This window comes from Citrobacter sp. On2M (genome assembly GCF_018035235.1).
GTDB lineage: Bacteria > Pseudomonadota > Gammaproteobacteria > Enterobacterales > Enterobacteriaceae > Citrobacter > Citrobacter meridianamericanus.
In genome coordinates this window covers 1-12,578 of the sequence record NZ_WPCV01000005.1, presented here as the reverse complement: position 1 = coordinate 12,578, position 12,578 = coordinate 1, and the positions used below count along the sequence as shown (strand labels likewise).

At 50.2% G+C, this 12,578-nt stretch carries 12 protein-coding genes, 1 rRNA gene and 1 other annotated feature; of the genes, 6 read left to right on the top strand and 7 right to left on the bottom strand.

Annotated features, from left to right (window positions below; translation table 11 throughout):
* Positions 1–9: 9 nt before the first annotated feature.
* The 3 genes from dgcN to On2M_RS18070 form a co-directional block, all read right to left on the bottom strand.
* On the bottom strand, positions 10–1,236 hold the full coding sequence (dgcN, locus tag On2M_RS18080; RefSeq protein ID WP_187260360.1) for a diguanylate cyclase DgcN: 1,227 nt from the start codon (positions 1,234–1,236) through the stop codon (positions 10–12).
* Positions 1,229–1,747 carry a YfiR family protein gene (locus tag On2M_RS18075; RefSeq protein ID WP_210905268.1) on the bottom strand — a complete coding sequence of 173 codons (519 nt, stop codon included), beginning with the start codon at positions 1,745–1,747 and terminating at the stop codon, positions 1,229–1,231. The genes dgcN and On2M_RS18075 overlap by 8 nt, the downstream gene beginning before the upstream one ends.
* 158 nt (positions 1,748–1,905) lie before the next feature.
* Entirely contained in the window at positions 1,906–2,280 is a 375-nt protein-coding gene (locus On2M_RS18070) for a DUF2799 domain-containing protein (RefSeq protein ID WP_210905267.1), read from the bottom strand.
* Positions 2,281–2,495: 215 nt separating this feature from the next.
* Between On2M_RS18070 and aroF the strand changes: the two genes are divergently transcribed.
* Positions 2,496–3,566 carry a 3-deoxy-7-phosphoheptulonate synthase gene (aroF, locus tag On2M_RS18065; RefSeq protein ID WP_210905266.1) on the top strand — a complete coding sequence of 357 codons (1,071 nt, stop codon included), beginning with the start codon at positions 2,496–2,498 and terminating at the stop codon, positions 3,564–3,566.
* A 10-nt stretch (positions 3,567–3,576) separates the two neighbouring features.
* Positions 3,577–4,698: a bifunctional chorismate mutase/prephenate dehydrogenase gene (tyrA, locus tag On2M_RS18060; protein WP_151218108.1), complete on the top strand. Its 1,122-nt coding sequence runs from the start codon at positions 3,577–3,579 to the stop codon at positions 4,696–4,698.
* A 44-nt stretch (positions 4,699–4,742) separates the two neighbouring features.
* Here the strand turns inward: tyrA and pheA are convergent, their stop codons facing one another.
* The 4 genes from pheA to bamD all read right to left on the bottom strand — a co-directional run bounded on the left by pheA (position 4,743) and on the right by bamD (position 7,499).
* Positions 4,743–5,903 carry a bifunctional chorismate mutase/prephenate dehydratase gene (gene pheA, locus On2M_RS18055; protein ID WP_003031243.1) on the bottom strand — a complete coding sequence of 387 codons (1,161 nt, stop codon included), beginning with the start codon at positions 5,901–5,903 and terminating at the stop codon, positions 4,743–4,745.
* 22 nt (positions 5,904–5,925) lie between these two features.
* Positions 5,926–6,051 (bottom strand) — a sequence feature (Phe leader region).
* Entirely contained in the window at positions 6,003–6,050 is a 48-nt protein-coding gene (pheL, locus tag On2M_RS18050; protein WP_100250063.1) for a pheA operon leader peptide PheL, read from the bottom strand. (Overlaps the previous feature by 48 nt.)
* Positions 6,052–6,153: 102 nt before the next feature.
* Positions 6,154–6,492 carry a ribosome-associated translation inhibitor RaiA gene (gene raiA, locus On2M_RS18045; protein ID WP_151218107.1) on the bottom strand — a complete coding sequence of 113 codons (339 nt, stop codon included), beginning with the start codon at positions 6,490–6,492 and terminating at the stop codon, positions 6,154–6,156.
* A 269-nt stretch (positions 6,493–6,761) separates the two neighbouring features.
* Positions 6,762–7,499: an outer membrane protein assembly factor BamD gene (bamD, locus tag On2M_RS18040; RefSeq protein ID WP_151218106.1), complete on the bottom strand. Its 738-nt coding sequence runs from the start codon at positions 7,497–7,499 to the stop codon at positions 6,762–6,764.
* Between the two features lie 131 nt (positions 7,500–7,630).
* Here bamD and rluD point away from each other — a divergent pair, with 131 nt between their 5' ends.
* The 4 genes from rluD to On2M_RS18020 form a co-directional block, all read left to right on the top strand.
* A complete protein-coding gene (gene rluD / locus On2M_RS18035; RefSeq protein WP_003031246.1) occupies positions 7,631–8,611 on the top strand; it encodes a 23S rRNA pseudouridine(1911/1915/1917) synthase RluD in 981 nt (326 codons plus the stop codon).
* The gene (gene yfiH / locus On2M_RS18030) at positions 8,608–9,339 is read left to right on the top strand and encodes a purine nucleoside phosphorylase YfiH (RefSeq protein WP_151218105.1); all 732 of its coding nucleotides are present in this window, start codon (positions 8,608–8,610) and stop codon (positions 9,337–9,339) included. The genes rluD and yfiH overlap by 4 nt, the downstream gene beginning before the upstream one ends.
* Positions 9,340–9,468: 129 nt before the next feature.
* Positions 9,469–12,042 (top strand): ATP-dependent chaperone ClpB, encoded by a 2,574-nt coding sequence (gene clpB / locus On2M_RS18025; protein ID WP_187253035.1) that lies wholly within the window; start codon positions 9,469–9,471, stop codon positions 12,040–12,042.
* Positions 12,043–12,483: 441 nt separating this feature from the next.
* Positions 12,484–12,578, top strand: a 16S ribosomal RNA gene (locus On2M_RS18020); the annotation flags it as partial.

Here is a 12,578-nt window from a genome sequence, read left to right as displayed (position 1 = left end):
TGTGATTCCTTATTTAATAATAGTGCGTTCAGAACGCATATGTTTGGCCTGATACATATTTTGATCGGCAAGTTCTTGTAATTTCTCGGCAGAGGCATGTTCCCACGTCAGCGCAAAACCGATACTGAGTGTCATGCTTGCTAAATGACCATTATGCAGGTCAAAAGGTCGGTCAAACTCTTGTGAAAGTGCCGCACAGATCCGCTGAACCTCATATTCAGAATGAACGCTATATAGCACCATCGCGAACTCGTCGCCGCCAAGTCTGTATGGCGAATGTCGATTACCGCCAAACTCGGACAGCCTTTTTGCGACTTCAATCAGAACCCGATCCCCCGCAGCGTGGCCCCAGGTATCATTAATAAATTTAAAATTATCACCATCAAGAAATAACAATGCGGAACTGCTGTGGGTGACATCGTCATTCATCAGCGCGTTAATACTGCTACGAAATGCGGCACGATTCGCCAGGCCCGTCAGAGGATCATGGAGTGCAGTACGCAAAAGCTGAGCGTTCTTTGCCTGCAGTCGAAGTTGCCACTCCTCCATCTCGTCCAGCAGACTATTAAAATCCTGGGCAAAAAGATGAAACTCTTCAATGCGCTCTTCGGATACACGTCGTGAAAAATTACGGTTGGTACGAACATCATGTACCACTTCAGTTATATTTTGCAGGGCTTCCACGACGCCATTGTGTAAATAGCGAGTGAGCATTAATGCAATGCCTGATGCCAACAGAATGCACCCGGTAAGAACGGCCAGCGACAAATAAATGAAATGACTAATGACGCTATCGCGCGCGGTCAATCGTACTTCGCCGATGACGTTGCCATTATGCAAAATAGGCTTAGTGACCGGTTGTGGGAACAGCCAGTGGCTGATCAGTCCGCTGATCTTCTCCGTGGTGTCCTGCGCGTTATAACGCCAGGTGGCGATCGCCTTTTGGTTTTTATTACGAACTTCCGCAACGGAAAATTGCCCTTGCTGGCCCAGTGCAGCCAGCGTTTCCGTTGCCGCGACGCTATCAGAAAAAACGAGCGCAGCTTCAAGCGTACGGGTCATGGTTGCAGCGGTCAAATCCAGGTTCTTTTGCGCATACTGTCTCAATGCCAGCACGGAAGAAATGCTGAGCAGCAACCAGATCAACGTCATCGTCACCAGGACACTGATTATGCTGATACGCCGTAATGTCCGCTTAAACGTCGGGCGTGTTACAGGAGAATGGCCCTTATCCATGCTTATTATTCCGTGCAAGCATCAATACGTCTGGACTGACCCTTACGCCACTGCGTGAAAGGGAATCCATATTTACGGAAAATCTCACATCTTCATCTTTAATTATGAGGCAAAAGGCGCTGCCAATAACGCATTCGGGATTCTGTTCGGCAATTAATAACAATGCCTTAGTCGGATATTTATTCTTTAATTCCACCTGATAAGTAGGTGATTCTTTTCCAAAATAAAAACCGTCACACTGCGAAACTAATATTTCTTGTTCCGTACGAATGATGACGGGAAGATAGGGTAATGTCCCAGTACTGGTATCTTCCAGAACACTGGAAAAACGCGATGAAGAGAAAATACACAGTTTGGGCGGCCCGGAAAGTGCAGGCCAGCGTGTATAACTAACGATACCGGAAACCATAGCACGTACAGATTTTGCTTCTTCTGTAATGCTTTGGGCGTACAGCGGTAACCCGGTCAGGAGCAGTGCCAGTAGAAGTATGAGTCGGTAAGAATAGCTCATGAATAGTTACCTACCAGCATTTGCCGTAAAGCGTCGAAATACATTCAAAATTGTTTAGGACAAAATAACATTATTTTCCTAAGTCGTCATTATTCCAGGGATAAAGCTGCTGGTGATTTAAGTTAAATCCTAGTTGATTGTAAAGTTTAACTCATTGTTTAATTTAATCTTATTGAGGCTGAGCCTTCATTTGATCCTTTTTGCCAGGCATTATGTAACTGGTCTACATTTTCGACCGTATCACAACTTTGGGGAAAGGTTTTCCCGGCCAGCCCCCTGGCGTAAACAAAATCCTGCTGGCAGATTTTACGTTGCCCCTCGGCGAAACCCTTAAGATATTTCGTACGATCGACGTCGGAATCATTGAAGTTGTCGGCAAGAGTTTCATTATCTTTAACGGCATAGCCCGAAATGGCATCTTGTATACCGGCATCGTACCAGTCGGTCCCTGTCCAGGTGGGGGCGTGGGTATAGGGATCTATTTGACAACCGCTAAGAAGGAATAGAAATAAGGTGCTGATGAGTTGCTTCATTGCCCGTGCTCCCTTGTTTTTTTAAGCATAGCGGATTTGAATATTGAATGGTGTAAATTTAATTGTACGCTATTAGCGGCTTTTTCTGCTGATAAATTGCGTGTTGTAAATTAAAATTTACGGATTGTGGATTGAAATCTTTACCTGTTGTGGTATCGTTATTTCCTCCTCGCTGAGGATCAACTATCGCAAACGAGCTAAACAGGATCACCATCATGCAAAAAGACGCGCTGAACAACGTACATATTACCGACGAACAGGTTCTGATGACTCCGGAGCAGCTGAAAGCTGAATTTCCGCTGAGCCAGGCGCAAGAAGCGCAAATCTCCCAGTCGCGTAAAATCATTTCAGATATTATCTCCGGTCGCGATCCGCGTTTGCTGGTGGTATGTGGTCCATGCTCCATTCACGATCCTGAAATGGCTATTGAGTACGCTCGTCGATTTAAAGCCCTTGCCGCAGAGGTCAGCGATAGCCTCTACCTGGTGATGCGCGTCTATTTTGAAAAACCCCGTACCACCGTCGGCTGGAAAGGGTTAATTAACGATCCTCACATGGATGGCTCTTTTGATGTTGAAGCAGGACTGAAAATTGCGCGTCAACTGCTGCTTGAACTGGTGAATATGGGACTGCCGCTGGCAACTGAAGCGCTGGATCCAAATAGTCCACAATACCTGGGCGATCTGTTTAGCTGGTCCGCAATCGGAGCCCGTACCACGGAATCGCAGACTCACCGCGAAATGGCTTCCGGTCTTTCCATGCCGGTCGGCTTTAAGAATGGTACTGACGGTAGTCTTGCGACCGCCATTAATGCCATGCGAGCGGCGGCACAGTCGCACCGCTTTGTTGGTATTAATCAGGCCGGGCAGGTTGCGCTGTTGCAAACTCAGGGGAATCCGGACGGTCACGTGATCCTGCGTGGTGGTAAAGCGCCGAACTACAGTCCGGCAGATGTCGCCCAGTGCGAAAAAGAGATGGAGCAGGCGGGACTACGACCTTCTCTGATGGTAGATTGCAGTCATGGTAACTCCAATAAAGATTACCGCCGCCAGCCTGCCGTGGCTGAATCTGTGATTGCACAAATCAAAGATGGCAATCGCTCGATCATTGGCTTGATGATCGAAAGTAATATTCACGAAGGCAACCAGTCTTCTGAACAGCCGCGCAGCGAAATGAAATACGGCGTGTCCGTAACCGATGCCTGCATTAGCTGGGAAATGACGGATGCGCTGTTGCGTGAAATTAGCCAGGATTTAAACGGCCAGCTGTCGGCGCGTGTAGCATAAGAGGTTGGTTATGGTTGCTGAATTGACCGCATTACGCGATCAAATTGATGAAGTCGACAAGGCGTTGCTGGACTTACTGGCACGCCGCCTGGAGTTGGTTGCCGAAGTCGGTGAAGTAAAAAGCCGCTTTGGGCTGCCGATCTACGTACCGGAGCGGGAAGCCTCTATGCTGGCCTCCCGCCGGGCAGAGGCGGAAGCTCTGGGCGTGCCACCGGACCTGATTGAAGATGTGTTGCGTCGGGTTATGCGTGAGTCCTACTCCAGCGAAAATGACAAAGGGTTTAAAACACTTTGTCCTTCTCTGCGCCCGGTGGTGATCGTCGGTGGCGGTGGTCAGATGGGACGTCTGTTCGAAAAAATGCTCACCTTGTCAGGTTACCAAGTGCGGATCCTGGAACAGCAGGACTGGGATCGCGCGCCGGAGATCGTCTCTGATGCCGGCATGGTGATCGTCAGTGTGCCGATCCACGTCACCGAGCAGGTGATCGCCAAATTACCGCGCCTGCCTTCTGACTGTATCCTGGTGGATCTGGCTTCGGTGAAAAATGGTCCTTTGCAGGCGATGCTGGCGGCGCACGATGGCCCGGTGGTGGGATTGCATCCGATGTTTGGTCCGGACAGCGGCAGTCTGGCCAAGCAGGTCGTCGTCTGGTGTGACGGACGTCAGCCGGAAGCTTATCAGTGGTTTCTCGAACAGATTCAGGTGTGGGGGGCGCGGTTGCATCGGATCAGCGCGGTTGAACACGACCAGAATATGGCGTTTATTCAGGCACTACGTCACTTTGCGACTTTTGCTTACGGTCTGCATCTAGCGGAAGAGAATGTTCAACTGGAACAGTTGCTGGCGCTCTCTTCGCCGATTTACCGCCTTGAGCTGGCGATGGTAGGACGTCTGTTTGCCCAGGATCCGCAGCTCTATGCTGATATTATTATGTCGTCTGAGAGCAACCTTGCGCTGATCAAACGCTACTACCAACGTTTTGGTGAGGCGATCGGTTTACTGGAGCAGGGCGATAAGCAAGCGTTTATCGACAGCTTCCGTAAGGTGGAGCACTGGTTTGGCGATTACGCTCAGCGCTTTCAGAGCGAAAGCCGTACGTTGTTGCGCCAGGCTAACGATAGCCGCCAGTAAATAGAATGCCGGATAATCTTAGCGCTATCCGGCATTATAAAACGTTAGCTCGGATCGACCGGCACCACATTTTCACTTGGATAGCAGCCAAGTACTTTCATCGAACGCGTAATCTCACCCAGTTCCTTCAATGCTTTTTGCATCTGAGGCGATTCCAGGTTGGCCTGAATATCCAGGTAAAACATCTCTTCCCACGGATTGCCGTGAATTGGGCGTGACTCCAGTTTGGTCATAATCAGATTATGGTTGCGCAATACCAGCAGCGCTTCAACCAGCGCACCCGCCTGTTGTCCTGTCGCCATCAGCAGCGTGGTTTTTGCCGGAACCTGGTCAGAAACATTGATTGCTTTGCGCGCCAGTACCACGAAGCGGGTGATGTTTTGCGTCTGGTTAGCTTCAATGTGCTCAAGAACCTGCAAACCATACAGTACGCCTCCGGCTTCGCTCCCCAGAGCCGCCACGCGCGGCGAGTTAGCCTGCGCAACTTTTTCCATTGCCGCAGAGGTACTTTCGGTGTACTCAATCTTCCAGTGTGGATGGCGACTCAGAAATTTGCTGCACTGCTGGAACGGCTGCGGATGGCTGTAAACAGTTTCAATAGTCTCGAGATCCGTTGTGCCGGATACCAACACACAGTGGTCAATTGTGATGGTCATCTCGCCAACGATAGACAGGCTGGTGTGTTGTAGCAGGTCGTAAACGTCGTTAATCCCGCCGGAACTGGTGTTTTCAATCGGAACCACCGCGTAGTCAGCTTGTCCGGTTTCAACCTGATTAAAGATATCGGCAAATTTTGCGCAGCCGCTTTCAATAAATTGTTCAAAGTGGCGGGCGGCATACTGACGGGCGGCGAGGTGAGAATATGAACCCTTTGGGCCGAGGAAGGCTACGCGCGCAGAGTGCGGATTGATTTTGTTCAGATGCTGCTGGAGCAGTGCCTGTTGTGTCAGGACGGAGTCTTCGATAATCAGCTGGAACAGGCGAGTAATATAATGAGCATCAAGATGATGTGCTTTGCCAAGCTGAATCAGGCGGTCTAACAGGTCGCGCTCACGGTCGATATCACGAACCGGACGATGCGAAAGCAGTTTTGCTTTGCCAACTTCTACGGCCAGTCCACGTCGCTCAGCCAGCAGGGCCAGTAATTTTTCATCCAGCGTGCTGATCTTATCGCGCAGCGCCAGTAATGGGTTTTCCGATGTCATAGTGTTGCCTTTCTTGTTATCAATAAAAAAGGCCCCCCGTTGTGGGAGGCCTTATTGTTCGTCTTCGCATTCTTTATCACACGACGAAACGCCTCCCATTCAGGGGAAGGTAAAAAAGAATGCGAAGAAGAACGGGACAAGTTTCATGTAATTTTCCTTTGGCTATATCAATAAAGTACCCGTACTGTTTTCACCATGTCAACAAAAAACGCGCCCGAAGGCGCGTTGGCGATACACTCAATGTAAGGGACTACTCTTCTTCTGCTTCGACGAAGTTGGCGTCTTTTACTGAAGCTGTTGCACGACGGGCTTCGCCTTTGTGCTGCACTTTATTGAGCTGCCGTTCCAGCTTGTTGATCAAATCGTTAATTGCGGTGTACATATCCTCGTGTTTTGCGCTGGCGACCAGATGTCCGTTCGGTGTATTGATGGTGGCATCAGCAATGAAACCCTGTGGCTCCTTAGACAGAATGATATGTGGATTAATCAGATGAGTTTGCCATTTTTCAAGTTTGGCGAGACGGTCTGCGACATGCTGGCGAATTGCCGGAGTAATTTCCATTTGTTTACTGGTAATGTTCATTGTCATAAATTTTACCTCTTGTCTTTCCCGTCTTGGTGATTCCAGCATACCGTTCCTAATGTCAAAATGTGTGATTTAAATCACATTATTTTGTCGCTTTTTGTCAAGAAAACCTTTTTGTGAGGCACAGCAGGAACAGGCGATATTTTACTTGAGGAATACCAGAAAGCAGGCCATATTTGATGAGATGCGTTGCAGCTAAACCGCTTCAGTTGTGGCGTTAACGGATAAAAAAACGGCAGCCCAAGGGCTGCCGTTTTGCATTCTGAGGTAAATCAGGTATTGCTGCTGTTAGCGGCAATGATTTTCGCTACTTTTTCTGCCTGCGCATTCATCTGCATCTGGCGATAAGCTTTTTCCATTAACGGCAGAGCATCACGTGTTGCCTGAGTATCAGGGTAGTCGCGTAGCATACCTTCCACACGGTTTACCACAGCGACCCATGCTCCGCGGGCAGTGTAGTATTGCGCAACGGAGTATTCATACTTCGCCAGACGGTCCTTCAGGAATACCAGACGTTTGGTGGCGTCAGTAGTGTACTGGCTGTTCGGATAGCCACGTACCAGTTTGGAAAAGTCATTAAAGGCAGCTCGGGCGTGTTGCGGATCGCGATCGCTGCGATCAACACCAAAGAACCCTTGCAGTGCGCTATCGTCCAACGCCATATTGGTCAGGCCACGCATATACATGACATAATCAATGTTAGGGTGTGTCGGATTAAGACGGATAAAACGATCGATGGCAGCCTGAGCAAGCGGCAGATCGGCGTTTTTGTAGTAGGCGTAGATGAGATCTAATTGCACCTGCTGAGAATACGGTCCAAATGGATAACGGTTATCCAACGCTTCCAATTGCGTTATTGCCTGTTTCCAGTTACCGTCCTGCAGCTTTTGCTGAGCAGTCGCGTAGATTTCATTTGGCGGATTATCGGGCACCTCTTCCTTTGAACCAGAGCAACCCGCCAAAAACAGGCTCAACGTGGCTGCTGCCACCAGATATTTCATGCGCGTCATGACGTTTTGACTTTCCTCAAAATGTATTACGGGAGATTCTCTGTTCCTGCTCCCGGTTAAGACCAGCTACAATAGCACACTATATTAAACGGCAAAGCCGTAAAACCCAACGTTAAACGAAGAAGCAGTTTATGGCACAACGAGTAGAACTCACCGCAACAGTCTCCGAAAATCAGCTCGGTCAACGCTTAGATCAGGCTTTGGCCGAATTGTTCCCTGATTATTCACGATCGCGCATAAAAGAATGGATCCTTGATCAGCGCGTGCTGGTAAATGGCAATCTTTGCGATAAACCGAAAGAAAAAGTGTTGGGTGGAGAACGCGTCTCCATCAATGCAGAAATTGACGAAGAGGTGCGTTTTGAACCTCAGGATATCCCGCTGGATATCGTTTATGAAGATGACGACATTCTTGTCATCAACAAACCCCGTGATCTCGTGGTGCATCCGGGCGCCGGTAATCCTGATGGCACGGTCTTGAATGCATTGCTGCATTACTACCCGCCGATCGCGGATGTTCCTCGTGCCGGTATTGTGCACCGTCTGGATAAAGACACGACGGGATTAATGGTGGTGGCAAAAACCGTTCCTGCGCAAACGCGACTGGTGGAGTCGCTGCAGCTGCGTGAAATTACCCGTGAGTACGAAGCCGTGGCGATTGGTCACATGACGGCAGGCGGAACCGTTGAGGAGCCGATTAGCCGTCACCCGACTAAGCGTACGCACATGGCGGTACACCCGATGGGGAAACCTGCGGTGACGCACTATCGCATCATGGAACACTTCCGTGTGCACACGCGTCTGCGGTTGCGTCTGGAAACCGGACGTACGCACCAGATCCGCGTGCACATGGCGCATATCACCCATCCGCTGGTGGGCGATCAGGTCTACGGCGGTCGTCCGCGTCCACCGAAAGGCGCTTCTGACGAATTTATCTCCGTATTGCGTAAGTTCGATCGTCAGGCGCTGCACGCGACCATGCTGCGTTTGTATCATCCAATTTCCGGTATCGAAATGGAATGGCACGCGCCAATTCCACAAGATATGGTGCAGTTGATTGAAGTGATGCGTGCTGATTTCGAAGAACATAAGGATGATATTGCCTGGCTATGAGTAAGCTAATTGTCCCGCAGTGGCCGATACCGCAGGGTGTCGCGGCGTGTAGTTCTACTCGTATTGGCGGTGTCAGTATGTCGCCTTACGATTCGCTGAATCTGGGTGCCCATTGCGGTGATAACCCGGAGCATGTTGAGGAGAACCGCATGCGGCTGTTTGCTGCGGGCAATCTGCCTGCAAAACCCGTCTGGCTGGAACAGGTCCACGGTAAGGACGTTCTGAAACTGACTGGCGAGCCTTACGCCTCCAAACGTGCAGATGCTTCATACAGCAACATGCCGGGCACCGTGTGTGCGGTGATGACGGCTGACTGTTTGCCGGTGCTGTTTTGCAATCGCGCAGGAACGGAGGTTGCGGCGGCCCATGCGGGTTGGCGAGGATTATGCGCAGGTGTGCTGGAAGAGACGGTGGCGTGTTTTGCCGACAAACCTGAAAACATTATCGCCTGGCTAGGCCCTGCGATTGGCCCGGACGCGTTTGAAGTGGGAGCAGAAGTCCGCGAAGCGTTTATGGAGAAAGATCCGCAAGCGGACATCGCATTTGTCCCGCGTGATGACAAATATCTGGCGGATATCTATCAGCTTGCGCGCCAACGTCTGGCAAATGTCGGTGTGGAGAACCTTTACGGCGGCGACCGTTGCACCTTCAGCGAAAGTGAGACGTTCTTCTCTTATCGTCGCGACAATACCACGGGGCGTATGGCAAGTTTTATTTGGCTGATATAACCTAAAGAATCAAGACGATCCGGTACGTGTAATTTTCTTTTCACATAATTCAGGTCATTAACCTTGAATAATTGAGGGATGACCTCATTTAATCTCCAGTAGCAATTTTGACCTGTTATGGGAGGAGTTATGCGTCTGGATCGTCTTACCAATAAATTCCAGCTTGCTCTTGCCGATGCCCAGTCACTCGCATTGGGGCACGACAATCAATTCATCGAACCACTTCATCTAATGAGCGCCTTGCTGAATCAGGAAGGGGGATCGGTACGTCCTTTATTAACGTCCGCTGGCATTAATGCTGGCCAGTTACGTACAGCTATTGACCAGGCGTTGAGCCGTTTGCCGCAGGTAGAAGGTACCGGTGGTGATGTGCAGCCTTCTCAGGATCTGGTGCGTGTTCTGAATCTTTGCGACAAGCTGGCGCAAAAACGTGGGGACAACTTTATTTCGTCAGAACTGTTCGTTCTGGCAGCGCTTGAGTCACGCGGTACGCTGACCGATTTATTAAAATCAGCAGGCGCGACGACCGCCAATATCACTCAGGCAATTGAACAAATGCGTGGAGGTGAAAGCGTGAATGACCAGGGGGCTGAAGACCAACGTCAGGCCTTGAAAAAATATACCGTCGATCTGACCGAACGTGCCGAGCAGGGCAAACTCGATCCGGTTATCGGTCGTGATGAAGAAATTCGCCGCACCATTCAGGTGCTGCAGCGTCGTACTAAAAACAACCCGGTGTTAATCGGTGAGCCCGGGGTCGGTAAAACAGCGATTGTTGAAGGGCTGGCTCAACGCATCATCAATGGTGAAGTGCCGGAAGGCTTAAAAGGCCGCCGTGTGCTGGCGCTGGATATGGGGGCGCTGGTGGCTGGAGCCAAATATCGTGGTGAGTTTGAAGAACGCTTAAAAGGTGTGCTGAACGATCTTTCTAAACAGGAAGGCAATGTCATCCTGTTTATTGATGAGTTACACACCATGGTTGGGGCGGGTAAAGCCGATGGCGCAATGGACGCCGGAAATATGCTGAAACCTGCACTGGCACGTGGGGAACTGCACTGTGTAGGCGCAACAACGCTTGATGAGTATCGCCAGTACATCGAAAAAGATGCTGCGCTGGAACGTCGTTTCCAGAAAGTGTTTGTGGCCGAACCTTCAGTAGAAGATACCATCGCGATTTTGCGTGGTCTGAAAGAGCGTTATGAGCTGCACCACCACGTGCAGATTACTGACCCGGCGATTGTCGCGGCAGCTACGCTGTCTCACCGCTATATTGCCGATCGTCAGTTGCCTGATAAAGCTATCGACCTCATTGACGAAGCGGCATCCAGCATTCGTATGCAGATTGACTCCAAGCCGGAGGAACTCGACAGACTCGACCGCCGTATTATCCAGCTCAAACTGGAACAGCAGGCATTAATGAAAGAGTCTGATGAGGCGAGTAAAAAACGTCTCGATATGCTCAACGAAGAGCTGGATGATAAAGAGCGCCAGTATTCTGAGTTAGAAGAAGAGTGGAAAGCTGAAAAAGCTTCCCTTTCTGGAACGCAAACTATCAAGGCTGAGCTGGAACAGGCGAAAATCGCCATTGAACAGGCGCGTCGTGTCGGCGATCTGGCGCGGATGTCCGAACTGCAGTATGGCAAAATTCCTGAACTGGAAAAACAGCTCGAAGCCGCCACCCAGTCTGAAGGCAAAACCATGCGTCTGCTGCGTAATAAAGTGACGGATGCAGAAATTGCAGAAGTGCTGGCGCGCTGGACCGGGATCCCGGTTGCCCGCATGCTGGAAGGCGAGCGGGAAAAACTGTTACGTATGGAGCAGGAACTGCACAGCCGCGTGATTGGCCAGAATGAAGCGGTGGAAGCGGTTTCTAACGCCATCCGTCGTAGCCGTGCAGGGTTGTCCGACCCGAATCGTCCGATTGGTTCATTCCTGTTCCTTGGCCCAACCGGTGTCGGTAAAACCGAACTGTGTAAGGCGCTGGCTAATTTTATGTTCGACAGCGACGACGCAATGGTGCGTATCGATATGTCCGAGTTTATGGAGAAACACTCTGTCTCTCGTCTGGTCGGGGCGCCTCCGGGATATGTCGGCTATGAGGAAGGTGGGTATCTGACGGAAGCGGTACGCCGTCGTCCTTACTCTGTCATTCTGCTCGATGAAGTGGAGAAAGCGCATCCGGATGTGTTCAACATCCTGTTGCAGGTGCTTGACGATGGTCGTCTGACTGACGGGCAGGGGAGAACGGTCGATTTCCGTAACACGGTTGTCATCATGACCTCAAACCTGGGATCGGACCTGATTCAGGAACGCTTCGGGGAGCTGGATTATGGCCACATGAAGGATATGGTGCTGGGCGTTGTGAGCCATAACTTCCGTCCGGAATTCATCAACCGTATAGATGAGGTCGTTGTATTCCATCCGTTGGGTGAGCAGCACATTGCTTCTATTGCTCAGATCCAGCTGCAGCGTCTGTATAAACGTCTGGAAGAGCGTGGTTATGAAATTCACATCTCTGACGAGGCGCTTAAACTGCTGAGCGCGAATGGTTACGATCCAGTCTATGGCGCACGTCCATTGAAACGCGCTATCCAGCAACAGATCGAAAACCCGCTGGCTCAGCAAATCCTGTCTGGTGAGCTGATTCCTGGCAAAACGATTCGCCTGGAAGTTAACGACGATCGCATTGTGGCAGTGCAGTAAGTCACTAAATGACCATAAACGGGCCCTGCGGGGCTCGTTTTTGTTTAATAACCAGGCAAAAACAGAGTGATCGATTGAAAAATAATCGCTTGATAAGTTTTTTGTATTTTTAACTTGTCAGCCTCAAATAACTCCCTATAATGCGCCTCCACTGACACGGAACAACGGATTACAAGCCGCCGGGTCAGCGGGGGTCCACTGAGAACTTCGTAGAGAAAAGCAAAAATAAATGCTTGACTCTGAATGAGGAAAACGTAATATACGGGACCTCGCGACAGAGCGCTAAAGCGCGTCGCAACTGCTCTTTAACAATTTATCAGACAATCTGTGTGGGCACTCGAAGATACGGATTCTTAACGTCGCAAGACGAAAAATGAATACCAAGTCTCTGAGTGAACATACGTAATTCATTACGAAGTTTAATTCACGAGCATCAAACTTAAATTGAAGAGTTTGATCATGGCTCAGATTGAACGCTGGCGGCAGGCCTAACACATGCAAGTCGAACGGTAGCACAGAGGAGCTTGCTCCTTGGG